Here is a 23657-nt window from a genome sequence, read left to right as displayed (position 1 = left end):
GTTATTTTGTGTTGAAGGCAGTCAGTGCCGCAGATCAGCGAGGAAACGCTGAGCGCGCGGATGTCGTGGATTCTTGAAAAACTCTTCGGGAGGCGCGGTTTCGAGAATTTCACCGGCGTCGATAAACCAGATACGATCGGCGACATCGCGGGCAAAACCCATTTCGTGGGTCACGCACAACATGGTCATGCCTTCGGCCGCCAGGCTTTTCATGACGCTCAGCACTTCACCCACCATTTCCGGATCGAGCGCGCTGGTCGGTTCGTCGAACAGCATGACAGGCGGTTCCATGGCCAGAGCACGGGCGATCGCCACGCGCTGCTGCTGGCCACCGGACAACTGACCGGGATAGGAATTTGCCTTGTCGGCCAGACCGACGCGGTCGAGCAGTTTCAGCGCCTTTTCATGGGCGGTAGCCGGTGATACGCCCTTCACGCGGATCGGCGACATCGACACGTTCTCGACGACCGAGAGATGCGGAAAGAGGTTGAAACTCTGGAAAACGAAGCCGATACGGCTGCGCAGCTTGTTGAGTTCGCTTGAACGCATTGCCGCGTGGATATTCTGGCCCTCGAAGCTGATGCCACCGCTGTTGATCTCTTCGAGACGGTTGACGGTGCGGATCAGCGTCGATTTGCCGGAGCCGGACGGGCCGCAGATGACCACCACTTCGCCACGTGCCACTTCGGCATTGATGTTCTTCAGGACCTGATAATCGCCATAGCTCTTGCACACATCGGCAATGCGGATCGCCTGCGCGGCCTGCGGTTCGGAAACTGAGGTGCTCATAGCTGCTCCGTGATGGTTTTGAGAGGCGCGGCTTCAGCCGGCAGGCGTGGATTGCGCGGCCCGGCGCGTCGGCGCGCGATCCGTCGCTCGACACTGTTGGCGACATAAGTCAGGCTCCAGCAGAGGATGTAATAGACCACTGCGAGAATGAGGAAGACCTGGAAAGGCTGCGTCAGGAGCTGGTTGTTCACCTGGCTTGCCGCAAACGTCAGGTCGGGCACGTTGATGACGTAACCGAGCGTGGTGTCCTTGATCGTCGAGACGAAGGTGGAGATCATGCTCGGGATCATGTTGTAGAGCGCCTGCGGCAGGATCACGAAGCGCATCGCCCCCATGTAACCGTGGCCGAGCGCACGCGCCGCATCCATCTGGCCCTGCCCCAGCGAAACAATGCCGGCGCGGACAACTTCGCTGAGAAACGCGCCCTGATAGATGACCAGCGTCACCAGCATGATCAGGAAGCTCGGCACATCGGCACCGGTCCAGAGCGGAATGACGAAATAGCACCACAGGATGAGCATCAGCAGCGGCACGCCGCGGGTGACATAGACCAGCGCGGTCATCGGCCAGCGCAGGAACCACCATTTAGACAGGCGGGCGAGCGCCATCAGGATGCTGACCGGGAAGGCAAAAGCGATGGCCAGGGCCGAGAGGATGAGCGTGTTGGCGAGACCGCCGAGCGGGCCGTTCGGGTATTGGCCGATCAGAAGAAGCAGCCAGTAATCCTGAATGATGGCGATAAAATCGTGGATCATGCGCGTGCCCTCCGCGCCGGATCGGCTCGCATGGCGATATAGGCTCCGATACCCATGATGATGAGCGAGAAGAACAGATAGGTGACGGTGCCGATCATGTAGATTTCGAAGGTGCGGAAACTGATGTTTTCGATTTCCTTGACGGCATGGGTCAGTTCAGGCGCACCGATGACGATGGCAAGACTGCTGTTCTTGAACAGCGAAACACTGTGATTGATCAGCGGTGGCAGCGCATTGCGCACGCCCTGCGGCATGATCACGAAACGCATCGCCGAGGCGTAACCGTGGCCAAGCGCCTGTGCCGCCTCCATCTGCCCGGGGCTGACCGAGCGCAGACCGGAACGAAGGTCTTCGCTGAAATAGGCAGCCTGACACAGGCCAAGACCGATGACTGCAAAAATCGCTTCGGCATTGTTGTTTGCCAGCCAGTCCGACAGGCCCTGCGGCATCAGCGTGAAAATGCCGAAATACCAGAGCATCAACTGAACCAGTGTCGGCACATTGCGATGATACGAAACATAGGCCGCTACGATCGGCTCACCGATGCGCAGTGGCGAGACGCGCAGCGCAAGGAGAAGGATGGCCAACGTCATCGCCAGCGTCCATGAACCGATATAGATGATGAAGGTCATCTCGATGCCGTGCAGGAGCATCGAGATGTATTCCGGGTTGGTCAGGATTGCAGAAAGATCAAACCCGCTCACCGCTTGGTCCCTTCGGAACTGGCGGCAGGGGTCTGCGGCTTGGCCGTCTGCAGGCCGCCCATGACCTGAAGCGTCGGGGTGATTTCCATATGGCCGATATTCACTGCGACGGGCGCGGCAATCGCGAAGGCGATCGCATCGGCGATATCGGAGGCCTGCGGCAATTCGAAACCATCGATGAAGCGCTCGCGGATGGACGGGTCGTTGCCGTGGACGTGGTTGAATATATCGGTCGCGACGCGGCCGGGGCAGATCTCCGTTACCCGCACGCGCTTGCCAAAAGTGTCGATGCGCAACTGGTTCGACAGCATTGCAACGCCGGCCTTTACGGCATGATAGGTCGAGTTGCCGCCGAAATTATAATTGCCGGCAATCGAGGAAATGTTGATGACGTGACCGCGATCACGCTCTGCCATGCCCGGCACGACCATGCGGCAGAGGTGCAGGACGGCACGCAGGTTGACGTCGATCAGCAGATCGATATCGCCCTCTTCCGCTTCGAGGAATTTCTTCGGACGATCGACGCCGGCATTATTGATGAGAATGTCGAATGCCACGCGGCCGGTCAGTTCGGCGAGCGCTTCCCTGTTGGTCACGTCAACCGCGTGAGCGATGCAGCCGGTGCGTTCGGAAAGTTCGCGCAGCGGCTCGGCACTGCGGGCAACCGCATAGACCTCCAGGCCTTCGCGGCACAGTCTTTCCACGACAGCAGCGCCAATTCCCGAGGAGGCACCAGTGACAAGAGCGGTCTTGTAATCGGAAAACGGCATTCAGATCCCCTTTGTTGAGATGAGACTAGCGAAGCTTTTTTCACTTGCCTAAGACCGATTAGTTTTGGGCTAATAAGGAAGCGTTATGGAGAGGCACGCATGTTGCAGCAGGCGTGATTTGCGCGTTACAAATCAATCAGCTAGGTTCTCTCTTCATGCGCCAAAGGACTGCTGGTAAACCTCCAGCAAGCGTCCGAATAGGCGGCAACAACACAGGCAGCATCGACCACAATGGATATCCGGCGCCTCAAATCCTTCATCGTCATCGTCGATAGCGGCAGCATTACGCGCGCCGCCGACATCCTTCACCTTGCCCAACCGGCGCTCAGCCAGCAGCTGGCAGCGCTCGAAGATCATTTCGGGCAGAAGCTGCTGATCCGCAGCCAGCAGGGCGTGACGATGACCGATGCCGGCCAGGCAGTCTATCGCCACGCGCAGATCATCCTGCGGCAGATGGAGCAGGCACAGTCCGATGTTGCAACGGCGGGCAAGTCACTGGCCGGCCGCGTGTCTGTCGGTCTGGTACCATTCAGCAGTGCTGCAACTCTTTCAGTCGAGCTTCTGGCGGAAACGCGAAAACGCCATCCGGGCATCCTGCTGCACCTGACCGAAAGTGTCGGCCAGACCTATAGCCAGATGATCATGAACGGCCGCCTCGAAATGGCGCTCATTCACGGTGTTGGTCCGATCAAGGGCGTGCGTTTCGAACCGCTGTTGAAGGAAGAGTTTTTTGTCGTCGCACATCCGGATTTTGCAATCGAAGCAGGCGACGCGCCGGTGCCGGTGACGGCGCTCGACGGGCTGCCGTTCCTGATGCCGCCAGCCTACAATTTCGTGCGTCGTGCGGTCGACACCGCGTTTTCACGCAGCAAGGTCGAGCTGAAAGTGGTGGCGGAAGTGGAGATCGTCAGAACACTCAGCCGTTCCGTCGATCGTGGCCTTGGGGCGACGATCATGCCCAAGGCAATTGCCGATCGGCTGATTGCCGAATCCGGAGAAAATCTGGTTTGCCGGCTTGTTTCCCCGAGGATCGAGGAAACCTTGTCGCTCTGCGTTTCCGATCAGACGCCGCTATCGCAGCCGGCCGTCGCGGTCAGGGATATTCTCGTCGAGTTGACGGCCAGGCTGAAGGCCTGACCGTCACGGCAGGTATCAAAGCCGCTTACTTCATGTCCTTGCAGTACTGGGCAATGCGGTTGCAGCCCTCTTCCAGCATTTCCATGCTCGTCGCGTAGGAAATACGGAAATACGGGCTCATGCCGTAGGCCGCCCCCTGCACGGTGGCGACATGGTGTTCCTCGACCAGTCCCATGACGAAATCGACATCGGTCTCGATCTTGCGGCCGCCCTTGGTGGTCTTGCCGATCAGTTCGGACATGTTCGGGAAAATGTAGAATGCGCCTTCCGGCTTGTGGGCGCGCAAGCCTTCGATTTCGGCAAGACGACCAAGCACGTAGTCGCGACGGGTCTTGTAAATCGATGAACGTTCCTTCAGCAGATCCTGCGGACCATCCAGCGCGGCAACGGCAGCGGCCTGCGTCAGGGTCGAAGTACCGCCGCTGTTCTGGCCGTTGACATTGCTGATCGCGGCGATGAGGTCTTTCGGACCGCCGCAATAGCCCAGGCGCCAGCCGGTCATGGCATAGGCCTTGGACACGCCATTCATGGTCAGCACGCGATCATAAAGGCGCGGCTCGACCTCGGCGATCGTGCAGAATTCGAAACCGTCATAGACGAGGTGTTCGTAGATATCGTCTGTCAGGATCCACACATGCGGATGGCGCAGCATGACCTCGGCAATTGCTGCCATTTCCGCGCGCGAGCAGGCCGCACCCGTCGGGTTATTCGGGAAATTCAGGAACAGCCACTTGGTGCGCGGGGTGATCGCCGCTTCGAGATCCTCGGCGCGCAGCTTGAAACCGGCGTTTTCCGGGCACGGCACCGATACCGGCACGCCGCCGGCAAATTTCACGATATCGGCATAACTGACCCAGGACGGCGCCGGAATGACGACTTCATCGCCCGGATTGCAGGTGGCCAAAACGGCATTGAAGATAACCTGCTTGCCGCCGCCCGAAACGACGATCTGGTTCGGCTCATAGGTCAGGTTGTTTTCGCGTTTGAACTTGCGGATGATCGCCGCCTTCATGGCCGGCGTGCCGTCCATGGTCGGGTATTTCGTGTCACCGGCGAGTGCGGCGGCATACGCAGCTTCGATGGCATGCGGAGGCGTCGGGAAATCCGGCTCGCCCGAGGACAGGCTGACAACCTTGATGCCCTGGGCGGCAAGTTCGCGCGCACGCTGCGTCATCGCAGCGGAAGCGGAGATGGAGACGTTTTTCAAACGGTCGGCGATGGCGGGCATGATCTGGTCTTCCGGTTTTGAATTCTGGGTGGAATGGGAAAAGCTGCGGCGTCAGCCGGCAACCTGCGACGCAGGTGCGAGCGTGCCGCCGGCGACCTCGATTTCGCTGCGAACGATCCGCGCCAGTTCGAGCGAACCCGGCGTATCACTGTGAACGAGAATGGACTTTGCCGGCATGGCGATGGTTACGCCGTCAATCGTCGCAACGGTTCGATCGACGAGGAACTGGCGCACACGGGCACGCACCGCCACCTCATCCTTGACCAGCGCGCCCGGCAATCCCCGCGCGACGAGACGCCCCTGTGCGTCATAGGCACGGTCCGCCAGGAACAGCAGCAGGGTCTTGAGCGAGGCGCGCCTGGCGGCAGCTTCGATCTCGCTGCCGGGCATGGCAAAGATGATCAGTTCGGGATCGACGGCGCGGATGGCATCCATCATCAGGTCGGCCAGTTTCGGGTCGCGGTTGACCATGTTGCCCATGGCCGCGTGGAAGCTGAAATGCGCGACACGCTGGCCTTCGCTGGCGGCAATCGCCTTCAGCGCTCCCAATTGATAGAGCATCTGCTGGCGCAATTCATCGTTGGAATAGGGAATTTCGCGACGCCCGAAACCGGCGCGATCCGGCAGACCGGGGTGAGCACCGATGCCGACGCCGTTCGCCTTGGCAAGGCGCACCATGCGGGCCATGGTGTCCGGATCGCCGCCATGGAAACCGCAGGCGATATTGGCCGAGGATACGACCTTCATCATCGCCTCGTCATCGCACAGGCTATAGGGGCCGAACCCCTCGCCCATGTCGGAATTCAGATCGATCTTCATTCCTTTTTCCCTCAATTCATCGTCTGCAATGCGCGGCAAACCATGCGCGAGGTCCTGCCGACGTCGTCGATAAAACCGGCTACGGCCCTCTCGATCCCTGCTGCCTCGGCATGCGTCACACGGACAAAACGCAAACGGCTGCCGATACGCGCCTGCCCGAGCCGCCACAGGTCGGCCTCGATCACCCCTGCGATCTTGGGATAACCGCCCGCCGTGTTGGCATCGGCCATCTGGATGATCGGTTCACCGCTGGGAGGCACCTGCACGACGCCGGAGACAACACCATGTGAACGCATCTCGACCGGTGTCGTCGGCTTGATCGGTTCCCCCGTCAACCGATACCCGGTGCGATCACTCTGGGTGGAAATCTTCCATGCCTGCGACCAAAAACGCTCGGCATCCGTACCGAACAACCCATATTCCCCCGCTGGAATGGCGCGAATGACAAGTGCACCGTCTTCATGGGCGGGATAGAAGTCGGCAAGCGCATAGGCCGGATCGACGACAGAGAGGCCTGTGGCGGGAAGGTCAAGGGGACTTGAAACCTCACCCGTTTGCAGGGTGTCACCCGTGATCAGATGACGTCCCTCTCTGCCGCCGAAAGCACCGCGAAGCGAGGTGCTGCGCGAACCCATGACCGGTGCCACATCGATACCGCCGGCAATGCAGATGTAGGCACGCGTGCCGACGCGCGGCTGGCCGAGCTCCAGCACCTGCCCGGCCTCGACCGATAGAGCGCACCAGGGCTGAACCGTCCGCCCGTCGAGAGAAGCCCCGCAGTCGGCGCCTGTGACGACAAAAGCGGTCGCCTTCGAAAAACGAAGCTTGAACGGATAGATCTGGATTTCAATCGCGGCCGCGCCGGTCTCGTTACCGAGCATGCTGTTGCCGATCTTGAGCGCCAAGGGGTCCATCGCGCCACTGGTGGTGACACCGATATTGCGAAACCCGGGCCGGCCAAGGTCCTGCACCGTGTTGAACGGTCCTGTGTGGATGATATCTATCATAGCTCTATGCTCGCTGGCACGAAACGCACCGTATCTCCCGGAGCCATGACGGCCGGTGTGGAGGACATCGGGTCGAACATCTGCAATTTTGCAAAACCGATCGAATTCCAACCGTTTGGCCCGGTCAGGACGGCCACACCCGTCTGCATGCCGCCGATGGTGACGCAGCCTCTCTCCATGTTAAGCGAAGGCACCGTCTTGCGCGGCATGTAGATGCGCGGGTCAAGGCCGTGGAGGTAACCGAAACCCGGAGCACTACCGAGTGCGAAGACCCGGTAAGTCCCTTCGTAGTGAATACGGATCACTTCACGGTCTGACAGGCCTGAACGGTCACAAAGTGCGGCGAGATCGGTGGCATGTTCTCCGCCATAGGTGACGGAAATCTCAATCATCCTTCCGGCAAGATCAATGGTCTCGGCCTGTTCCCAAGCCTCCAGCAGGCGCAGGGCCAAAATTTCCGGATCCTCGGGCGTCACCTTCAGCACGACGAGAAGGTTGGTCATGCCGGGCACGATTTCGAGCGTCTCGCTCCACAGTTCCACGGCACGGGACAGGGCCCAGATCCGCCGCTGCGCGGCCAGATCGAAATCTCCGGTCGCCTCGAGAAGAAAGGCGCGCGAGCCGATCGGGGAAACGCGGGCACCATTGCGGTCAAGCACGATCGCTTCAACAGGCTGGATGATCTTTGCGGCTGAGGCACTCATGCTTCTGGCTCGAATTCTGCAATCGGATCGCCGAAGCCGACGACCGTTCCGGGTTCAACGAGGTGGCGACGCAGGCGCTTCGACGGACCGGCTGCAATCGGCAGCAGGATCGGACCGACCCGCAGGAAGCCGACCGTGTCGCCTGCCGTCGAGGACGCTGACGCGCCGCTGCGGGACGGATCGGAAGGCCAGAATTCACCGGCCATCGGCGACTTGACGACCGCCGGCCTTGCCGCCGCATCCGGTTTGCCGGAAGAGAATTGGCGCACAGGCCCGTTGGCCGATTTCGCAACGCGGATCAGCAGGCTCTGGTCGGGGCGGGTGATCTCGATTCCATCGACACCGGCCGCTTCAAGGGCTGCAGCAAGCCGCTCGATGATGGCGGGGTCGCTCAAATCCGGCTTGGTCATGCTGCCCCCCGTGTCTTCAACCATTTTTCGAGGTAATGAATATCCGTTTCGCCCTCGGCGAAGGCCGCATCTTCGAACAGTTCACGCAGCAGCGGCAGATTGGTGGCGATACCTTCCAGCTTGAAGGAGGCCAAAGCCGCCCGCATCCGCTGCATGGCATCGGTCCGGTCGCGACCATGGACGATCAGCTTTGCAATCAGGGAGTCGTAATAGGGCGAGACCTTGTAGCCGGCCTCGACATGGGTATCGACGCGAACCCCCTCACCCTCAGGCAGTTCAAGTGCCGTGATGACGCCGGCCGAGGGCATGAAGGTCGCAGGGTCCTCGGCATTGATGCGGCATTCGATGGCATGGCCGATGCAGGTGACGTTGCCCTGCTCCATCGACAACGTTTCGCCCTGCGCCACGCGCAATTGCTGTTGGACGATATCGACGCCGCTTGTTTCCTCGGTGACCGGATGCTCAACCTGCAGTCGGGTATTCATCTCGATGAAATAGAAAGCGCCGTCCTCATAGAGAAATTCGAATGTGCCGACACCGCGATATCCGATCTGCTTGCACGCCTTGACGCAGGCAGCACCCACCGGGCCGATCAGTACATCGGAGATGCCGGGAGCCGGCGCTTCTTCGACCACTTTCTGATGGCGACGCTGCATCGAGCAGTCACGATGACCAAGCCAGACGGCATTGCCATGCGTGTCGCAGAGAACCTGGATTTCGATATGACGCGGATGCTGGAGAAACTTCTCCATGTAGAGTGCCGGCGTTCCAAAAGCCTTGCGCGCCTCCTCGCGTGTCAGCGCCACAGCCTGCAGAAGCTCGGCCTCATCCAGCACCACGCGCATCCCGCGCCCACCGCCGCCGCCGGCTGCCTTGACGATCACCGGGTAACCGATGTCGGCAGCGGTCTTACGGATCGCTTGCGGTTCGGAGGCAAGTTCCGTATCCGGCCCCGGCACACAGGGCACACCCGCCGCCACCATGGCACTCTTGGCGGCAATCTTGTCGCCCATCGTGGCAATGGCATTGGCATCCGGCCCGATGAAGGTCAGACCTGCCGCTTCCACCGCCGCTGAGAAGCGGGTGTTTTCCGAAAGAAATCCATAACCCGGATGAACGGCACCGGCGCCGGTGAGGCGCGCCGCCAGAAGGATCGCGTTCTGGTTCAGATAGCTTTTCGAGACAGTAGACGGGCCGATGCAGATCGATTGATCCGCGCTTCTGGCATAGGCGGAATCGCGATCCGCTTCCGAACAGACGACAACAGCCTTCAGGCCCATCTCGCGGCAGGCGCGCACCACGCGCAAGGCGATTTCACCACGATTGGCAATCAGAACCGTATCGAAACGCTGATGTGACTGCATCATGCGATCTCCGCCAGCATGTCCCCAACCTCGACCTCTGCACCGTTCACATCCGTCAGGCGCGTGATCTTGCCGGCGCGCGGCGCGACGATCTTGTTGAACACCTTCATTGCCTCGATGATGAACAGTGTCTGGCCCTCGACTATCTCGTCACCGATAGCGACGAAAGGTGGATCCCCGGGCGCGGGAGCGAGATGCAGGACACCGAATATGGGCGCTTCAACGACCAAGCCTTTGACTGATCCACCTGTTGACGCTTCAGCATCCGGCACTGGCGCGTCGACGTCCTTGCGCGTTGACAGATGAGCGTCATTCACACTGTCGCGAAGGATCCGTACGGTTGTATCTTTCTCGGTAACGATGAGCTGAGAGATATTGGATCGACCGACAAAATCTATCAGCGTTTCTATTTTTGCGAGATCCATTACCCGGTCCATATTTGCACTGCACGCTCCGGACACGTGATCGAACGATCCACTGTCACCTTCAACGTGGTATCATAGGCATTGGGATGATGGGGTCAGACGAAGTTTGTATGGAAGGCCTTGGTGGATGGGCGGCACAGCAGGTCTTGATAGGGTCCGAACCACGCCCGCGATTGTGATGCACGAGGCAGAGGACGTGCAGAAACCACGGCATCCGGCCTTTTTCCGGGAATATCCGAAGCATACGATGGCCAGTCCTCAGACCTGCGCAGTGAATAGCCCCGAGATTTGCAGAGGCCTTCTTTCCGGTGGCTGAGTTTCCCAGCGCCTCGGCGTCAGCCAGCATTCCCTGTATGAATGGAAGAGGAAATTTGCGGCTTCCAACACCAAGGGCAACGACGAGGCCGAGGGGATCATGCGGCCGAAAACGAAAGGTGCTGTTTCATTCGGAACAGGGTTCGCAGGTCACGCGAGGAAGTGCGCCGGGATGTGTTCGACTACATCGAGATGTTCTACACCCCGAAACGCAAGCACGTCAGAGATTCCCGCTGAAATGGGTTGCCCGCTGGGCATGGTCATGTTGTTCGGCGCAGTCATCAGCGCGCCATGCCTGTATTTTGATTGGGCAACTCCCTGATGGCATGGAACCGCCAAGACCCGTTCTTCTGCAATACGGGACGCCAGCTGTGGCAACTGGATGCATGAGCCGGAAACTCCAGTTGCCACCGGCCCTATCGTCATTTTCAGTCGCCAGTGCCAAGCAAAACCGACATGAAGGCAAGGACGTCTAGTCGATTTGCAGGCAGAGGTATTTGACCTCGACGTAATCCTCGATGCCGTATTTGGAACCTTCACGTCCCTGGCCGGATTGCTTGATGCCACCGAAGGGCGCGACCTCGGTCGATATGAAACCGGTATTGATGCCGACCATGCCGTATTCCAGAGCCTCTGCCACCCGGAACACGCGGGAAAGATCCTTGGCGTAAAAATAGGAGGCGAGGCCGAACTCGGTATCGTTGGCCATCTCGATGACCTCATCTTCCGTCTCGAAACGGAAGAGCGGTGCGACCGGCCCGAATGTTTCCTCCCTCGCAACCTTCATGGCTGACGTGACGCCGGTCAAAATGGTCGGCTGGAAGAACAGGCCGCCGCGCACATCGCGTTTGCCGCCCACGGCAACGACGCCGCCCTTCTCGAGAGCGTCGGCAATGTGCTCCTCGACCTTTTCGATAGCCTTTTCGGTGATCAACGGCCCGGCAACGACGCCTTCCTCGAACCCGTCTCCGACCTTCATTGCCGAGACTTTGGCAGCCAGCTTTTCGGCAAATGCATCATAGACACCCGCCTGCACGTAAAGCCGGTTGGCGCAGACGCAGGTCTGCCCGTTATTGCGATATTTCGAAATCATCGCGCCTTCGACGGCGGCATCGAGATCGGCTTCATCGAACACGATGAAGGGGGCATTGCCGCCGAGTTCCAGACCGAGCTTCATGATCTGCTCGGCGCCCTGACGCATCAGGATTTTTCCGACGCCAGTCGACCCGGTGAAGGTCAGTTTGCGAACCTTCTCGTTTTCCGTGAATTCCAGCCCGATATCGGCGGATTTTTTCGAAGTGACGACGTTGAAGACCCCGGCCGGCAACCCGGCACGCTCGGCCAGAACTGCCAGAGCCAAAGCCGAAAGCGGTGTTTCGGCAGCGGGCTTCGACACCATGGTGCAGCCGGCGGCCACGGCCGGCGCAAATTTTCGAGCCAGCATGGCATTGGGAAAATTCCACGGCGTGATAGAGGCGACAACGCCAATCGGCTGTTTCAGCACGATGATGCGCTTGTCCTGCTGGTGGCCGGGGATTGTATCGCCATAAACACGCTTGGCTTCTTCGCCGAACCATTCGACATAGGATGCGCCATAGAGGATTTCGCCCTTGGCCTCGGCCAGCGGCTTGCCCATTTCCATGGTGAGGATTGCGGCCAGATCATCGGCATTGGCGACCATCAGGTCATAGAGTTTTCGCAGAACGGCAGCGCGTTCCTTGCCGGTCTTTTTTGCCCAGAGTTTTTGCGCCTTGTGGGCAGCATCAATCGCACGTGCCGCGTCGGTGCGCGTCATATCCGGAAGCGTGGCGATCACGTCGCCGGTCGAGGGATTGGTGACCTCGAATGTTGCACCACCCTCACCTTCCGAGCACCATTCGCCTGCAATCAGGGCCTTGTCGGTGGCAAGTGACGGATCTTTCAGTTTCGCGAGAAGTGTGTCGGACAGGGCCATGGCGCCGGCCTCCTTGGATGGGCTGATTGCGGCAATGGTTGCCGAGGTTCGACCTGATCGAACCTCGGCACCGGGATCAGGCAAAAGCGTGAGTCGATTTCGGTTCGAAACTCAGCCATGCCTGATCGCCACGGCTGATGCTGGAAATCGCCTCATGACCGAACGGCAGGCGAACGGACAGGCTTTCGCCATTCCCGGTCTGGGTGCTCACCTCGATATTGTTACCAAGGAAAGTAATATCGTTGATCGTCACGGCAAGCCCGTTCGCAACCTGCATGCCCGACAGAGACAGGCGCTCCGGCCGCAGCAGAAGCGAAGCGGATTTGCCCCCCGCCTTGCCGGCATGCATCGGCACACCGTCAATCACCGTGCCGCCCGGCAGAGCCAGCTTTGCCTTGCCGTCGGCGCTGGACAGCACTTCCGCATTGATGAAATTGCTGTCACCGATAAAGCCAGCGACGAAATGTGTGGCCGGATTGGCATAAAGCTCCTGACCGGTGCCGATCTGGTCGATCTCGCCCTGGCTGAACACGGCGATACGGTCCGAAAGACGAAGCGCTTCTTCCTGATCGTGGGTGACGTAGAGAATTGTCACGCCGGTTTCCTGGTGGATGCGGCGGATCTCGAACTGGATCTCTTCACGCAGCTTCTTGTCGAGGGCAGAAAGCGGTTCGTCCATCAGCAGCACGGGCGGATTGTAGACCAGCGCGCGGGCAAGCGCGACACGCTGCTGCTGACCGCCGGACATCAGGGCCGGCTTGCGGTCTTCAAAACCTTCGAGGCGAACCAGCTTCAGCGCCTTTTTCACACGCTCAGTGATTTCGGCCTGACCGATACGGCGGATGCGCAACGGAAAGGCGACGTTTTCGCCAACCGTCAGATGCGGGAACAGCGTGTAGCGCTGGAAGACCATGCCGATATTGCGTTTGTGCGACGGCGTCGACAGCAGGCTCTGGCCGTTGAGCAAGATATCGCCGTCGGTCGGGTCCTGAAAGCCCGCCAGAATGTAGAGCGTGGTTGACTTGCCCGAACCGGACGGCCCGAGGAAGGTCATGAACTCGCCCTTGGCAACGTCCAGGCTCACGTTCTTGACGGCAGTGACCTGACCATATGTCTTGCGAATGCCTTGGATGGAGAGGAATGGCTGGGTCATGCTTTGCGTCCCTTGCGAAAGAGTGCGGCCAGGACCATCAGCAGGATGGTGAAGGCAATGAGAATGGTGGAGGCGGCGGCAATGACAGGCGTCAGGTCCTGCCGGAGCGTTGCCCAGATCTTGACCGGCAGCGTCTGCAGCGTCGGGCTGGCCATGAAGATGGCGAGAACGACCTCATCCCACGAGGCGAGGAAGGAGAAGATCGCGGCGGCGAAGATGCCGTGGCTGACGGCGGGCACCGTCACCCTTATGCGTGCTTCCCACGGGCTTGCACCACACAGGATGGCCGCATCCTCGATCGATTTGTCGAAACCTTCCAGCGCATTGCCGATCGAGATGATCGAGAACGGCAGCGCGATCAGCAGATGCGCGATGATGAATCCTACCGTGGTGCCCGCCAGTCCGAGCTGCAGAAACAGCGCGTAAAGGGCGACGGCGAGCACCACGACGGGGAGGATCATCGGAGTGAGGAACAGGGCACGCAGGGCTTCACGTCCGGCAAAACTGCCGCGATTAAGGCCAAGCGCTGCGAGAAAACCGAGGATGACGGAGAGAACCGTGACGATGGCGGCGATCTTCAGGCTGGTCAAAGCCGACCACAGCCAGCGCGGATCGGCAAACAGCATCTGGTACCATTTGAACGTCCAGGACGGCGGCGGAAAGATCAGCCATTGCGACGAACCGAAGGAGAGCGCCGCGATGAAGACGATCGGCAGGATCAGGAACAGACAGACCAGAGCCGTAAGGCCGATCAGGAACGGCTTCAAACCGCCGAGCTTATCGAAATCGAGCAGCATGATTGTTACCTCGCCCGATTGGGGTTCAGGAATTTGAGCTGGATGGCGTAAAGCACCATGGTCACCAGCAGGAGAACGAGCGCGGCAGCACCACCCATGCCCCAGTTGACCAGCGACTGCACGAATTGCGCCACGAGTTCGGCCAGCATCATGTTTGATGTGCCGCCGAGAAGGGCCGGCGTGACGTAATAACCAAGCGACATGACGAACACCATCAGCGCGCCGGACGCGATGCCCGGCAGCGACAGTGGCAGCAGAACACGGGTGAAACACTGGCGCTTGTTGGCGCCACAGAGGGCCGCCGCGCGCAGGATGGCCGGATCGATCGCCTTCAATATGCCGATCAGCGGCAGGATGACGAAAGGCAGCATGATATAGGTCATGCCGATGGTCACACCGACGAGATTGTTCACCAGCGCCAAGGGCTTGTCGATGATGCCAAGGCTCATCAGCATCTTGTTGACGACGCCGGTGCGCTGCAGAAGCACCATCCAGGCATAGGTACGGGCGAGAAGGTTGGTCCACATGGACAGCACGATGATCGCCATCACCAGCCGCGACCATTTATCGGGCATGATGGCGAGCAGCCATGCCACCGGAAAACCGATCACCACCGCCACCACGGTGACCAGACCGGCAACCGTGAACGTGTTCAAAAACACCCGCAGATAGGTCGTGGAGCCGAGAAGCTCCTGATAATTCTGGAGACCGGGCGTGGGTTCGAGCACGCTGCGCATCAGCAGCATGAGAACGGGAATGATAAAGAAAAACGCGATGAGCAGCAAAGCCGGCACGACATAGCCGAAACTGCCGTTGCGCCTGATCTTTCGCTCTCCACCGTCAGTCGTTGCCGACAGAACCATTACAAACCTCCCGGTTCCCTTAGGGACTTCACGGGCCGGCACGACCGGCCCGTGTCACACTTGTCTTCAGGTGAAATTATTTGGCCTGCCAGGCGTACCAGCGGGTGCCGATCTCGTCGCGGTGCGCTGCCCAGTAGCTCATGTCGGCATTGACCTGGGTTTCGGCCTGCTGGTCGGGCAGCGTCTTGCGCAGGTCCTCATCCATCAGCTTTGGCGAGTCCGTATTGATCGGCGCGTAACCGGTCATCGTTGCGAATTCGGCCTGTGCCTTGTCGCTGGTGGCATTGGCGATGAACTTCATTGCCGCTTCCTTGTTCTTCGTGCCCTTGGGAACGACGAGCGCATCGGCAGCGGTGATGTTGTTGGTCCAGGATGTCTCGACCGTGACGCCGGTCTGGGCAAGTGCCGTCAGGCGACCGTTCCAGAAGGAGCCGAACGGCGCTTCGGCCGATGCCAGCAGCTGCTGCGACTGCGCACCGCTATCCCACCAGACGATTTCCGACTTGATGGTATCGAGCTTCTTGAAGGCGCGATCGAGATCGAGCGGATAAAGCTTGTCGGCCGGCACGCCGTCGGCCAGCAGTGCTGCTTCGATCACGCCCGGAGCCGACCATTTGTAGAAGGTGCGCTTGCCGGGGAACTTTGCCAGATCGAAAAGATCGGCCCAGCTTTGCGGGCAGGCATCGACAGCATCCTTGTTGCAGCCGATGACGAAGGAATAATAGAAGCTGCCGACCGAATAATCGGTCACGAAACGCGGATCGAGTTTCGTCTTGTCAATGATGGAGAAGTCCAGCTTCTCCAGAAGGCCCGCATTGCCGGCCTGAACCGCATAGTCGCCTTCAACGTCTACGACGTCCCAGGCAACGTTCTTGGATTCCACCATGGCCTTCAGCTTGCCGTAGTCGGTCGGGCCGTCCTGGGTCACGTTGACGCCACCTTCAGCACTGAAAGTGTCAGCCCAATGCTGTTTTTGCGCATCCTGCGTGGTGCCGCCCCAGCTGGTGAATACCATGTCGGCGGCATAAGCCTGTCCGGCGAAGGCAACGGTGGCGGCGAGAACTGCGATGATCGTCTGCTTTTTCATGTTTTCTCCTCCCTGAGAAAAACCGTGATCTGCGAATGGGTGTTTTGTCTCTAGACCGGCGTTGTGCCGCCCAGAGGCGAGAATGCTGCGGGCGACATGATCTTGTTGTCGGCGGTGACGATCAGATCGCGTATTTTTGGTAAAAAGGCCTGCCATTCCGGGTCAGCTGCCAGCCGGGCGCGCCGGGCCTGGCGATCATCGAGGCTCTCGAAACCCCAGATGTGGACGATCTCATTGATCGGTCCGATTTCCGAGGAAAAATATCCGACAAGATTACCGAGATGTTTTTCCTGAATGGTGATACCGATCTCGCCGACCACCTTCAGGTATTCGGGGATGGCACCGTTCTTCAGCCGATAGGTTCTGATCTCGTAGAACATGGCGCTCACCGCATCACAAAGGGGTCGGGGAACGGCTCGTCGGATGTTCTTAGCCACACTGTCTTGGTGCGTGTGAAATCGAGCGCGGCGGCAAGGCCACCTTCACGACCATGACCGGACTGGCCATAACCGCCGAATGGCGCAATCGGCGACACGGCGCGATAGGTGTTGATCCAGACGATGCCGGCACGGATGCGTTTTACCATGCGATGCGCCCGCGTCAGGTTCCGGGTGAACACGCCGGAGGCAAGGCCGTAGCGGGTATCATTGGCCAAAGCGACCGCTTCATCCTCGGACGTAAAGGACACGACCGAAAGCACCGGACCAAACAGTTCTGTTTCGACCGACGGCGAATTGACACCGTCGCAATCGAGAATGGTCGGCAGGTAATAGAAACCGTCGCCCTCACCTGCACGGCCACCAGTGACAATCTTCGCGCCGGCATTGACCGATGCGGAAACGACCTGCTCGACGTGGTCACGCTGGCGCTTCGTGCAGAGCGGCCCGACTTCCGTCGCCATTTCCAGCGGTGTACCGATGCGGATCGCTTCGGCCTTCGCCTTCAGAAGCGCGATGAACTGATCCTTGACCGAGTGCTCGACGATGAGACGCGAACCGGCAACGCAACTCTGGCCGGTGGCGGCAAAAATGCCGGCGACCTGCGCATTGGCGGCGCTTTCAAGATCCGCGTCGGCGAATACGATGAACGGCGACTTGCCGCCGAGTTCCAGCGAAGTGCTGGCAAGGTTTTCTGCCGAATTGATAACCACATGTTTTGCCGTCACCGGGCCACCGGTAAAGGCAATATGGGCGACGCCCGGATGACGGGTGAGCGCGCTGCCGCAGGACGGGCCGAAACCTGTAATGACGTTCAGCACCCCTTTGGGGAAACCGGCTTCATGCACGAGACGGGCGAATTCCAGCATCGGCGCCGGACCATCTTCGGACGCCTTGACCACCAGCGTGCAGCCGGCCGCGAGCGCCGGTCCGATTTTCACGGCAGACAGAAACAGCTGGCTGTTCCACGGCACGATGGCGGCAACGACACCGACGGGCTCACGCCGCGTCCAGACATCCATCTCGGCCTTGTCGATCGAAAGCGTCGAGCCTTCGATCTTGTCGGCAAGGCCGGCATAATAACGATAGTAGTCGGCGACATAAGCGATCTGCGCCGAGGTCTCGCGGATGATCTTGCCGGTATCGCGGGTTTCCAGCCCGGCAAGACGCTGGGCGTTGGCCTGCACAAGGTCCGCAAGTTTGTAGAGAAGTTTTCCGCGGGCGGACGCCGTCAGCGCGGGCCACTCGCCATTCCACAAGGCTTGCTCGGCAGCCTTCACGGCACGGTCAACGTCCGTCTCGCGGGCTTCCGGCATGGAAGCCCAGACCTTGCCGGTCGAGGGATCTATGCTGTCGAAGCGGGCAGAGCCATCTTCGAAAACACCATCTATATATTGTTGAAAATCGTGCATCTCAGCCTCACCGGAATGCTGGCATGACGTCGGCGATAAAGCGCTCGAGCGACGCCTTCTTGCGCTCGAAACTCATGCCGGTATCGATCCAGAACGAATATTCGTCCCAACCCTGTTGTTCGTAAACCTTCAGGCGATCAATGACGGTTGCCGCAGTGCCGATCGGCATGTTGGTGATCATCTTTTCGGGTGCAAGGTTCGGGTTGGCCGCCAGTTCCTCTTCGGTGAGGTTCTGGATCAGGCCCTGGCTGATCGGGCGTTCGTTCTTGAACCAGGCGAAGAAGTAATTGTAGTAAGTGCTGATTTCCTTTGCAGCTGTGGCAATATCAGCCTCGTCAGATCCGACATAGGTGTGCTGCAGCAGCATGATTTTCGGACGCTTCACGTCCGGCGCCTTTTCGCAGGCCGCATCGAAACGTTCCATCAGGCTGGCAATCTCGGCCTCGCCATTGGCAAGCGGCGTACACTGCACGTTGCAGCCATTGGCGACCGCGAATTCGTGGCTGTTCGGGTCACGCGCCGCTACCCAGATCGGCGGATGCGGCTTTTGCACCGGCTTGGGCGCAGAGGTTGTCGCCGGGAATTTCCAGAACTCGCCATCATGGGCGTAATCGCCTTCCCAGATGCCCTTGATGGCCGGGATCAGTTCGCGCATGCGCTGGCCGGCGCCCCATGGGTCGAGACCCGGCAAAAGGCGCTCGTATTCGAAACTGTAGGCACCACGAGCAATGCCGAGATCGAGACGACCACTGCTGATGAGATCGGTCATCGCCGCTTCACCGGCCAGCTTGATCGGATGCCAGAAGGGGGCGATCACCGTGCCGGTGCCGAGACGCACATTCTTGAAGCGTGCGGCGAGGTCGGCAAGATTGACGAACGGGTTCGGCGCAATGGTGAATTCCATGCCGTGGTGTTCGCCGGTCCAGATGGCATGCATGCCACCCTTGTCGGCAATCTCGCAGAGCTTGATGAACTCTTCGTAGAGTTCCTCATGGTTCTGGCTGGCATTCAGCCGTTCCATATGAACGAAAAGCGAGAACTTCATGGGGTCACCCTTTTTTGGCCACGGCGTGAACGCGGCCCTTTTCCTGATTGCCGAAATAGATGCCGAAATTGCCAAGCGTGCTTTCCTGGGCGTAACGCTTCACCGTCTCGCGAACGGCAGAATCCGAGATCTTTTCGAGTGGCAGTTGCTGGAGTGGGAACATCTGGCCGATTTTCGGCGCACCCTCACCTAAAGCGGCGCGATAGACGATGTGCTGGCGCCCGGCCTTGGTGTCTTCGTAGATGGAATAAAGCAGGCCGGTCTGGATCGAGAGGCCGATCTCCGCGGTGAATTGTGGCTCGAGCGCCTCCATGCCTTCGCTTTCGGCCTTGTCGACGAAAGGAAGCGTCCAGCCGCCATTCGCATCCGGCACCAGCAGGATCTCGCCGGCCCGCTCGGCAACGGCGCCAACGGACAGGCTGCCCTCGACATTGGCGAGCAGGTTCTTTTCGGTGAGCGCCGGCGTGAAATATCCGCCTCGTGCATAACCGAGACCGGTCTTGCCAGAATTTTCGAAACCTTCGATCCTGCCGATCAGGATGACATGGTCGCCGGCATCGACGCGTTCATGTGCCGAACAGTCGAACCACGCGGCGACGTCGGAAAATACGGGCGAACCGAACGGCCCCTTCTGCCAGTCGACGGCGGCAAAACGATCTTCCACCGGGCGGGCAAAAGTGTTCGAAACATCCTTCTGGTCTTCGGAGAGAATGTTGACCGCAAATCCCTTCGTGGTCATCAGCGTCTGGTAATTGCGTGATGTCTTCGCCAGGCAGACCAGAAGCAGCGGCGGATCCAGCGAAACACTGGTGAAACTGTTGGCGGTGAAACCGATCGGGGCACCTTCGTCATTGAACGTGGTCACCACGGTGACACCGGTCAGGAATGCACCGAACGCATCGCGTAGCGCTCTTGGATCCAGCGTGTTGGGATCAATCGTGTTGGGATCACTCATCGTCATTCCTCCCATTCCTCCTTATCGCGCCGGCTGCCAGGTGAGCCAGTCGGCCAGTGCCTCACTCACCTCCTCCGGCGCCGTGAGATTGACCATGTGTCTATGGCCCCTGATGACGACCGCCCTTCCTTGAGGTGCCGCCTTGGCCATGTCTTCGGCCATTTCGGCCGTTGAATTCTTGTCGCCATCGCCCGTCAGGAACAAGGCCGGTGCTTTCACCTGCGGCCAGCTGTCCGAATAGACGGCATCGCCGGTGGCAAAGGCCCGATAGGCGGCGGCATAACCGCCGGGATCGACCTGTTGCAGCAGGTCATGCACGAGACGATAGGCGGCATCATCCGCTTCTTCCGGCGAAAACCATCGCTCCAGCGGCGCTTCACGGTCGAAGGCACCGGAAAAGATCTCGTCGGCACGGGCTTCCACGGCCTCGCGCGCTGCCGGCGTCCGCTTGTAGACGCCATTCAGAAGGGCGACCCGACGGAGCTTTGACGGCTCCGTTACGGCAAATCCGGCTGCAATCAGCGCGCCCATCGAATGACCCGCAACATTGACCGCTTCAAGCCCCAGATCATCGACCAGCCTTGCGAACCAGGCGACGAAATTGGGCAGTTCCGGCCGCGCATCCAGCGGGGCCGAAAAACCGTGGCCGGGAAGATCGACCGCGATGACGCGGTGATCTTTGGAGAGCCGCTCAATCTGCGGCCCCCAGGCTTCGACACGCATGCCCACCCCGTGGATGAGGACGAGCGTTTCGCCCCCCTGACCACGATCGACATAGGCCGCGCCGGAAGATGTCCTAGACCGATGCAGGGTTTGCAACATCGTGGCCAAGCTCCTTGAGGTCCTGGTAGCGATCGCCGATGCGGTGATGCGGACGGCCACCGATTGATGCACCAAGCGCGACGACGATTTCATCGGCAGCCGGCGCATCCGGAATAGCGCACTGGATCGTCAGGTAATGCGAGCGACGGCCTTCGTCGTTCTTGTCCATCAGCGGGATCATGATCGGCGCATTGGCCGGACCGCGCGTATTGCAGAAGGCGAGGTAGGATTTTGCACCGACGGCGGTGCGGTAATGATTGCCGAAACGCAGCGTGTGGATCAGCGCCGAACCGTGCTCGATCTCGCCATCAAGACCGACGACGGCGGACTTGCCGTAAGCTTCCACGGCTTCGCCGGACCCGACCGTGTCGATGATCATCTTGGTGAGCAGCTCACCGAGAACCGGAGCGACTTCATGAATTTCCGGCTTCAGGTTTTCGACGAAACCGCGACCTGCCCAGGGGTTCTTCACCACGGCCAGTGCCGCGATCAACTTCAGCGGCGTCGCCGCTTCCTTGCCGCCCTCAACGAGCGTCGTCTCGATCTGCAGAAACGTCTTGCGGATCACCGGTGCCATGGAATGCCTCCCTGCAATTTCATCTGCCTGTATGATGGTATACCATAAGACCGAATGTCAAGCGCTTGCCGGAATCATTTTTTGACGATAAAAGGGACACATGATCAAAAACGCCGATCCCCTCGCCGCCCTGCGCATCGAAACGCCGCCTGCAACCCTGCGGGAAATGGCACTGGAGCGCATGCGCCGCGCCATCATCAGCGGGCTGTTCGAACCGGGCACGCGCCTGGTGGAACGGACGCTTTGCGATCAACTCGGCGTGTCGCGTTCGGTCATCCGCGAGGTGATCCGACATCTGGAAGCGGAAGGCCTGGTGGAAATGCTGGCCAAGCAGGGGCCGATCGTTGCCCGGCTGGAATGGGACGATGCGCGACAAATCTATGAGATTCGCGCAGCTCTCGAGGCAACTGCCGTTGCCGATTGCGCACGCGTGGCGGATGAAAAGGTCAAGGCGGAACTGCGTCAGTCTCTCGATGAGCTGGACCGGACCTCACAGCAGAATTCGCCGCTTGGCATTCTTGACGCAACGACGAGTTTTTATCGCACGATCTTCCGCGCCGGCGGGCATACGATCGCTTGGGACATCGTCAGCCGCCTGAACAGCCGCATCTCACGACTGCGTGTGATGACGCTGTCGACACCCAGTCGCACCACATCCGGCCCAAGCCAGATTCGTGAGATTTTCGCGCGGATCGAGAAAAACGAACCGGAAGCTGCCGCTGCGGCATGCCGAGCGCATGTCGCAGCGGCAGCGGCCATCGCCGAGAGCATTATCGGTCAGTAACAACCCGGTGCAGACCGCAATCCTTAGAGCGGTTCATCGACAATCAGCTCATTCAGCCGCCTGCCGCATTGTGTCGACATCCAGCAGGTGACCCGACCGCCTCGCCTTGGTTGCCAGGTAGTTCCGGTTCTCGGCGGTCACGACGCCCATGACGGGCGTGCGGCGATGAACGGTGAAACCAGCTGCTTCAAGAGCCTTGAGCTTGCGCGGGTTGTTGGTCAGCAGTTCCACGGAACCAACCCCGAGCGCCACCAGCATGGCGACGGCCGCATCGTAGCGACGACCATCCTCCTCGAAACCGAGCACCGCATCCGCATCGACCGTATCCAGACCCTGATGCTGATATCCATAGGCGCGCATTTTCGCAGCAATGCCTGTTCCCCGTCCTTCCTGGTCGAGATACAGGAGCATACCGCCGCCGCGCTGTTCCAGGAGAAGCAGCCCTTCTCGCAACTGATCACCGCAATCGCATTTCAACGAACCGAAAAGGTCGCCCGTCAGACAGGAAGAGTGGATCCTGACGGGAACCGGGCGAGACAAATCCGGCGTACCGACCACGATCGCAACCTGATCGCGCTGCGCGACGCCGCCCCGGAAGACGACGAACTCCGCGGCTTCGATGCCCTTCAGCGGCACACGCGTTCTGGCAACGATCGCAAAATCCGCTTCCGCCGCTGGTGTGTGGTCGAACGTATCGGCGGCAAGTCGGGCACAGCCGTCAAAACGGCCATCGGCGGACTTGATGGCGAGGCAAACGAAGGCCGGAAGAAGCAGTGCCGCACGCGCCAACCGCTCGAACATCTCGCCCTGTCGGGACGCCAGCAGCCATTCCGGCAAACGCTCCGCGCCTCGGCCATAGGCAAGTTCGGTCGTTTCTTCATAGGCGAACCCGTCAATGGAAAAAAACAATCCTGATGGCGCGTCGATGTCGAGCACGGCTGATCGCGCGTGCGTCACGAAAAGCGTATGTTCGCCGTTGGCCAGCGCGGCGAACCGATGGAATGTTTCCGGCGTCGCGGTATCCAGGGCCAGCACGGCATAAGTGATATCTTGCCCCTCGATCACCACGGGCCGGCCGTACCGCATTTCGGAAATCGCCCGTTCGCAAGCAATTTGTGAACGGTCATCGGCGGAAAAGAAGCTGGCAGACGATGGCTGAAACATTGTGTCTCCTTCGGATCACATCTATGCACAAGAATGACCAGAGGCATCCGGCACGGGTGACATTTCCTGAGGTAGGGCGTCTGCAGCGGAATCCGAGGGCAAAGATCTCAGGTTCGCCGAAATTTCGAGTTTCGAACCCGGCTATCACGCACATGTTAAAGTGTTGCGATTTCTGACACT

The 23657-nt window shown here is 59.8% G+C and carries 25 protein-coding genes; 2 read left to right on the top strand and 23 right to left on the bottom strand.

The window, feature by feature from the left end:
* Positions 1 to 21: 21 nt before the first annotated feature.
* Genes J2T09_RS05145 through J2T09_RS05130 form a run of 4 tightly spaced genes read right to left on the bottom strand, consistent with a single transcriptional unit; the run spans position 22 to position 3018 of the window.
* Positions 22 to 789, bottom strand: a complete 768-nt coding sequence (locus J2T09_RS05145; protein WP_306831864.1) for an amino acid ABC transporter ATP-binding protein — start codon at positions 787 to 789, stop codon at positions 22 to 24.
* Positions 786 to 1544 (bottom strand): amino acid ABC transporter permease, encoded by a 759-nt coding sequence (locus J2T09_RS05140; RefSeq protein ID WP_306831862.1) that lies wholly within the window; start codon positions 1542 to 1544, stop codon positions 786 to 788. Before J2T09_RS05140 ends, J2T09_RS05145 begins: the two co-directional genes overlap by 4 nt.
* On the bottom strand, positions 1541 to 2248 hold the full coding sequence (locus J2T09_RS05135) for an amino acid ABC transporter permease (protein ID WP_306831859.1): 708 nt from the start codon (positions 2246 to 2248) through the stop codon (positions 1541 to 1543). The genes J2T09_RS05140 and J2T09_RS05135 overlap by 4 nt, the downstream gene beginning before the upstream one ends.
* Positions 2245 to 3018, bottom strand: coding sequence for an SDR family oxidoreductase (locus J2T09_RS05130; RefSeq protein ID WP_306831857.1), 774 nt, complete (start codon positions 3016 to 3018; stop codon positions 2245 to 2247). Before J2T09_RS05130 ends, J2T09_RS05135 begins: the two co-directional genes overlap by 4 nt.
* A 231-nt stretch (positions 3019 to 3249) precedes the next feature.
* Between J2T09_RS05130 and nac the strand changes: the two genes are divergently transcribed.
* A complete protein-coding gene (gene nac, locus J2T09_RS05125) occupies positions 3250 to 4155 on the top strand; it encodes a nitrogen assimilation transcriptional regulator NAC (protein ID WP_306831855.1) in 906 nt (301 codons plus the stop codon).
* A 25-nt stretch (positions 4156 to 4180) separates the two neighbouring features.
* Here nac and J2T09_RS05120 read toward each other — a convergent pair whose 3' ends face one another.
* The 18 genes from J2T09_RS05120 to J2T09_RS05035 all read right to left on the bottom strand — a co-directional run bounded on the left by J2T09_RS05120 (position 4181) and on the right by J2T09_RS05035 (position 21529).
* Complete coding sequence (locus J2T09_RS05120; protein ID WP_306831852.1) at positions 4181 to 5383, bottom strand: pyridoxal phosphate-dependent aminotransferase; 1203 nt, start codon at positions 5381 to 5383, stop codon at positions 4181 to 4183.
* Between the two features lie 51 nt (positions 5384 to 5434).
* Entirely contained in the window at positions 5435 to 6202 is a 768-nt protein-coding gene (locus J2T09_RS05115) for a 5-oxoprolinase subunit PxpA (RefSeq protein ID WP_306831849.1), read from the bottom strand.
* Between the two features lie 11 nt (positions 6203 to 6213).
* Positions 6214 to 7209 carry a 5-oxoprolinase subunit C family protein gene (locus tag J2T09_RS05110; protein ID WP_306831847.1) on the bottom strand — a complete coding sequence of 332 codons (996 nt, stop codon included), beginning with the start codon at positions 7207 to 7209 and terminating at the stop codon, positions 6214 to 6216.
* Entirely contained in the window at positions 7206 to 7913 is a 708-nt protein-coding gene (pxpB, locus tag J2T09_RS05105; protein WP_306831845.1) for a 5-oxoprolinase subunit PxpB, read from the bottom strand. The genes J2T09_RS05110 and pxpB overlap by 4 nt, the downstream gene beginning before the upstream one ends.
* Entirely contained in the window at positions 7910 to 8323 is a 414-nt protein-coding gene (locus J2T09_RS05100; protein WP_306831843.1) for an acetyl-CoA carboxylase, read from the bottom strand. Before J2T09_RS05100 ends, pxpB begins: the two co-directional genes overlap by 4 nt.
* Positions 8320 to 9690: an acetyl-CoA carboxylase biotin carboxylase subunit gene (accC, locus tag J2T09_RS05095; RefSeq protein WP_306831841.1), complete on the bottom strand. Its 1371-nt coding sequence runs from the start codon at positions 9688 to 9690 to the stop codon at positions 8320 to 8322. The genes J2T09_RS05100 and accC overlap by 4 nt, the downstream gene beginning before the upstream one ends.
* On the bottom strand, positions 9687 to 10112 hold the full coding sequence (locus J2T09_RS05090; protein ID WP_306831839.1) for an acetyl-CoA carboxylase biotin carboxyl carrier protein: 426 nt from the start codon (positions 10110 to 10112) through the stop codon (positions 9687 to 9689). The genes accC and J2T09_RS05090 overlap by 4 nt, the downstream gene beginning before the upstream one ends.
* Before the next feature lie 787 nt (positions 10113 to 10899).
* Positions 10900 to 12381 carry an NAD-dependent succinate-semialdehyde dehydrogenase gene (locus J2T09_RS05085; RefSeq protein ID WP_306831837.1) on the bottom strand — a complete coding sequence of 494 codons (1482 nt, stop codon included), beginning with the start codon at positions 12379 to 12381 and terminating at the stop codon, positions 10900 to 10902.
* Between the two features lie 76 nt (positions 12382 to 12457).
* On the bottom strand, positions 12458 to 13534 hold the full coding sequence (locus tag J2T09_RS05080) for an ABC transporter ATP-binding protein (RefSeq protein WP_306831834.1): 1077 nt from the start codon (positions 13532 to 13534) through the stop codon (positions 12458 to 12460).
* Positions 13531 to 14331 carry an ABC transporter permease gene (locus tag J2T09_RS05075; protein WP_306831832.1) on the bottom strand — a complete coding sequence of 267 codons (801 nt, stop codon included), beginning with the start codon at positions 14329 to 14331 and terminating at the stop codon, positions 13531 to 13533. Before J2T09_RS05075 ends, J2T09_RS05080 begins: the two co-directional genes overlap by 4 nt.
* Before the next feature lie 5 nt (positions 14332 to 14336).
* The gene (locus J2T09_RS05070) at positions 14337 to 15194 is read right to left on the bottom strand and encodes an ABC transporter permease (RefSeq protein WP_306831828.1); all 858 of its coding nucleotides are present in this window, start codon (positions 15192 to 15194) and stop codon (positions 14337 to 14339) included.
* Between the two features lie 76 nt (positions 15195 to 15270).
* Entirely contained in the window at positions 15271 to 16281 is a 1011-nt protein-coding gene (locus tag J2T09_RS05065) for an ABC transporter substrate-binding protein (protein ID WP_306831825.1), read from the bottom strand.
* A gap of 50 nt (positions 16282 to 16331) precedes the next feature.
* Positions 16332 to 16661 carry an NIPSNAP family protein gene (locus J2T09_RS05060; RefSeq protein WP_306831823.1) on the bottom strand — a complete coding sequence of 110 codons (330 nt, stop codon included), beginning with the start codon at positions 16659 to 16661 and terminating at the stop codon, positions 16332 to 16334.
* A gap of 5 nt (positions 16662 to 16666) precedes the next feature.
* Complete coding sequence (locus tag J2T09_RS05055; protein ID WP_306831821.1) at positions 16667 to 18130, bottom strand: aldehyde dehydrogenase; 1464 nt, start codon at positions 18128 to 18130, stop codon at positions 16667 to 16669.
* 7 nt (positions 18131 to 18137) lie between these two features.
* Positions 18138 to 19175, bottom strand: a complete 1038-nt coding sequence (locus tag J2T09_RS05050; RefSeq protein WP_306831818.1) for an LLM class flavin-dependent oxidoreductase — start codon at positions 19173 to 19175, stop codon at positions 18138 to 18140.
* 4 nt (positions 19176 to 19179) lie between these two features.
* A complete protein-coding gene (locus J2T09_RS05045; RefSeq protein WP_373458376.1) occupies positions 19180 to 20130 on the bottom strand; it encodes a flavin reductase in 951 nt (316 codons plus the stop codon).
* Positions 20131 to 20151: 21 nt separating this feature from the next.
* Positions 20152 to 20952: an alpha/beta fold hydrolase gene (locus J2T09_RS05040; protein WP_306831816.1), complete on the bottom strand. Its 801-nt coding sequence runs from the start codon at positions 20950 to 20952 to the stop codon at positions 20152 to 20154.
* Positions 20927 to 21529 carry an amino acid synthesis family protein gene (locus tag J2T09_RS05035; protein ID WP_306831814.1) on the bottom strand — a complete coding sequence of 201 codons (603 nt, stop codon included), beginning with the start codon at positions 21527 to 21529 and terminating at the stop codon, positions 20927 to 20929. Before J2T09_RS05035 ends, J2T09_RS05040 begins: the two co-directional genes overlap by 26 nt.
* A 100-nt stretch (positions 21530 to 21629) precedes the next feature.
* Between J2T09_RS05035 and J2T09_RS05030 the strand changes: the two genes are divergently transcribed.
* Entirely contained in the window at positions 21630 to 22313 is a 684-nt protein-coding gene (locus J2T09_RS05030) for a GntR family transcriptional regulator (protein ID WP_306831812.1), read from the top strand.
* A 48-nt stretch (positions 22314 to 22361) separates the two neighbouring features.
* On the opposite strand, the gene ribA is transcribed toward J2T09_RS05030, so the two are convergent.
* Positions 22362 to 23477 carry a GTP cyclohydrolase II RibA gene (gene ribA / locus J2T09_RS05025; protein WP_306831809.1) on the bottom strand — a complete coding sequence of 372 codons (1116 nt, stop codon included), beginning with the start codon at positions 23475 to 23477 and terminating at the stop codon, positions 22362 to 22364.
* Positions 23478 to 23657 lie beyond the last annotated feature (180 nt).

It is taken from the genome of Neorhizobium huautlense, assembly GCF_030811685.1.
GTDB lineage: Bacteria > Pseudomonadota > Alphaproteobacteria > Rhizobiales > Rhizobiaceae > Neorhizobium > Neorhizobium huautlense_A.
Note: the sequence above shows the minus strand (reverse complement) of the source record. Positions and strands in the feature narration are given on the sequence as shown.

Excerpts from the sequence above, each read along its gene's own strand:
- J2T09_RS05110 (WP_306831847.1), bottom strand. The coding sequence starts at position 7,209 with ATGATAGATATCATCCACACAGGACCGTTCAACACGGTGCAGGACCTT.
- J2T09_RS05070 (WP_306831828.1), bottom strand. The coding sequence starts at position 15,194 with ATGGTTCTGTCGGCAACGACTGACGGTGGAGAGCGAAAGATCAGGCGC.
- J2T09_RS05045 (WP_373458376.1), bottom strand. The coding sequence starts at position 20,130 with ATGAGTGATCCCAACACGATTGATCCCAACACGCTGGATCCAAGAGCG.
- J2T09_RS05040 (WP_306831816.1), bottom strand. The coding sequence starts at position 20,952 with ATGTTGCAAACCCTGCATCGGTCTAGGACATCTTCCGGCGCGGCCTAT.
- accC (WP_306831841.1), bottom strand. The coding sequence starts at position 9,690 with ATGATGCAGTCACATCAGCGTTTCGATACGGTTCTGATTGCCAATCGT.
- J2T09_RS05030 (WP_306831812.1), top strand. The coding sequence starts at position 21,630 with ATGATCAAAAACGCCGATCCCCTCGCCGCCCTGCGCATCGAAACGCCG.
- J2T09_RS05080 (WP_306831834.1), bottom strand. The coding sequence starts at position 13,534 with ATGACCCAGCCATTCCTCTCCATCCAAGGCATTCGCAAGACATATGGT.
- J2T09_RS05035 (WP_306831814.1), bottom strand. The coding sequence starts at position 21,529 with ATGGCACCGGTGATCCGCAAGACGTTTCTGCAGATCGAGACGACGCTC.
- J2T09_RS05115 (WP_306831849.1), bottom strand. The coding sequence starts at position 6,202 with ATGAAGATCGATCTGAATTCCGACATGGGCGAGGGGTTCGGCCCCTAT.
- J2T09_RS05120 (WP_306831852.1), bottom strand. The coding sequence starts at position 5,383 with ATGCCCGCCATCGCCGACCGTTTGAAAAACGTCTCCATCTCCGCTTCC.
- J2T09_RS05140 (WP_306831862.1), bottom strand. The coding sequence starts at position 1,544 with ATGATCCACGATTTTATCGCCATCATTCAGGATTACTGGCTGCTTCTT.
- J2T09_RS05130 (WP_306831857.1), bottom strand. The coding sequence starts at position 3,018 with ATGCCGTTTTCCGATTACAAGACCGCTCTTGTCACTGGTGCCTCCTCG.
- J2T09_RS05055 (WP_306831821.1), bottom strand. The coding sequence starts at position 18,130 with ATGCACGATTTTCAACAATATATAGATGGTGTTTTCGAAGATGGCTCT.
- J2T09_RS05145 (WP_306831864.1), bottom strand. The coding sequence starts at position 789 with ATGAGCACCTCAGTTTCCGAACCGCAGGCCGCGCAGGCGATCCGCATT.
- J2T09_RS05090 (WP_306831839.1), bottom strand. The coding sequence starts at position 10,112 with ATGGATCTCGCAAAAATAGAAACGCTGATAGATTTTGTCGGTCGATCC.
- J2T09_RS05065 (WP_306831825.1), bottom strand. The coding sequence starts at position 16,281 with ATGAAAAAGCAGACGATCATCGCAGTTCTCGCCGCCACCGTTGCCTTC.
- J2T09_RS05050 (WP_306831818.1), bottom strand. The coding sequence starts at position 19,175 with ATGAAGTTCTCGCTTTTCGTTCATATGGAACGGCTGAATGCCAGCCAG.
- pxpB (WP_306831845.1), bottom strand. The coding sequence starts at position 7,913 with ATGAGTGCCTCAGCCGCAAAGATCATCCAGCCTGTTGAAGCGATCGTG.
- ribA (WP_306831809.1), bottom strand. The coding sequence starts at position 23,477 with ATGTTTCAGCCATCGTCTGCCAGCTTCTTTTCCGCCGATGACCGTTCA.
- J2T09_RS05085 (WP_306831837.1), bottom strand. The coding sequence starts at position 12,381 with ATGGCCCTGTCCGACACACTTCTCGCGAAACTGAAAGATCCGTCACTT.
- J2T09_RS05100 (WP_306831843.1), bottom strand. The coding sequence starts at position 8,323 with ATGACCAAGCCGGATTTGAGCGACCCCGCCATCATCGAGCGGCTTGCT.
- nac (WP_306831855.1), top strand. The coding sequence starts at position 3,250 with ATGGATATCCGGCGCCTCAAATCCTTCATCGTCATCGTCGATAGCGGC.
- J2T09_RS05075 (WP_306831832.1), bottom strand. The coding sequence starts at position 14,331 with ATGCTGCTCGATTTCGATAAGCTCGGCGGTTTGAAGCCGTTCCTGATC.
- J2T09_RS05060 (WP_306831823.1), bottom strand. The coding sequence starts at position 16,661 with ATGTTCTACGAGATCAGAACCTATCGGCTGAAGAACGGTGCCATCCCC.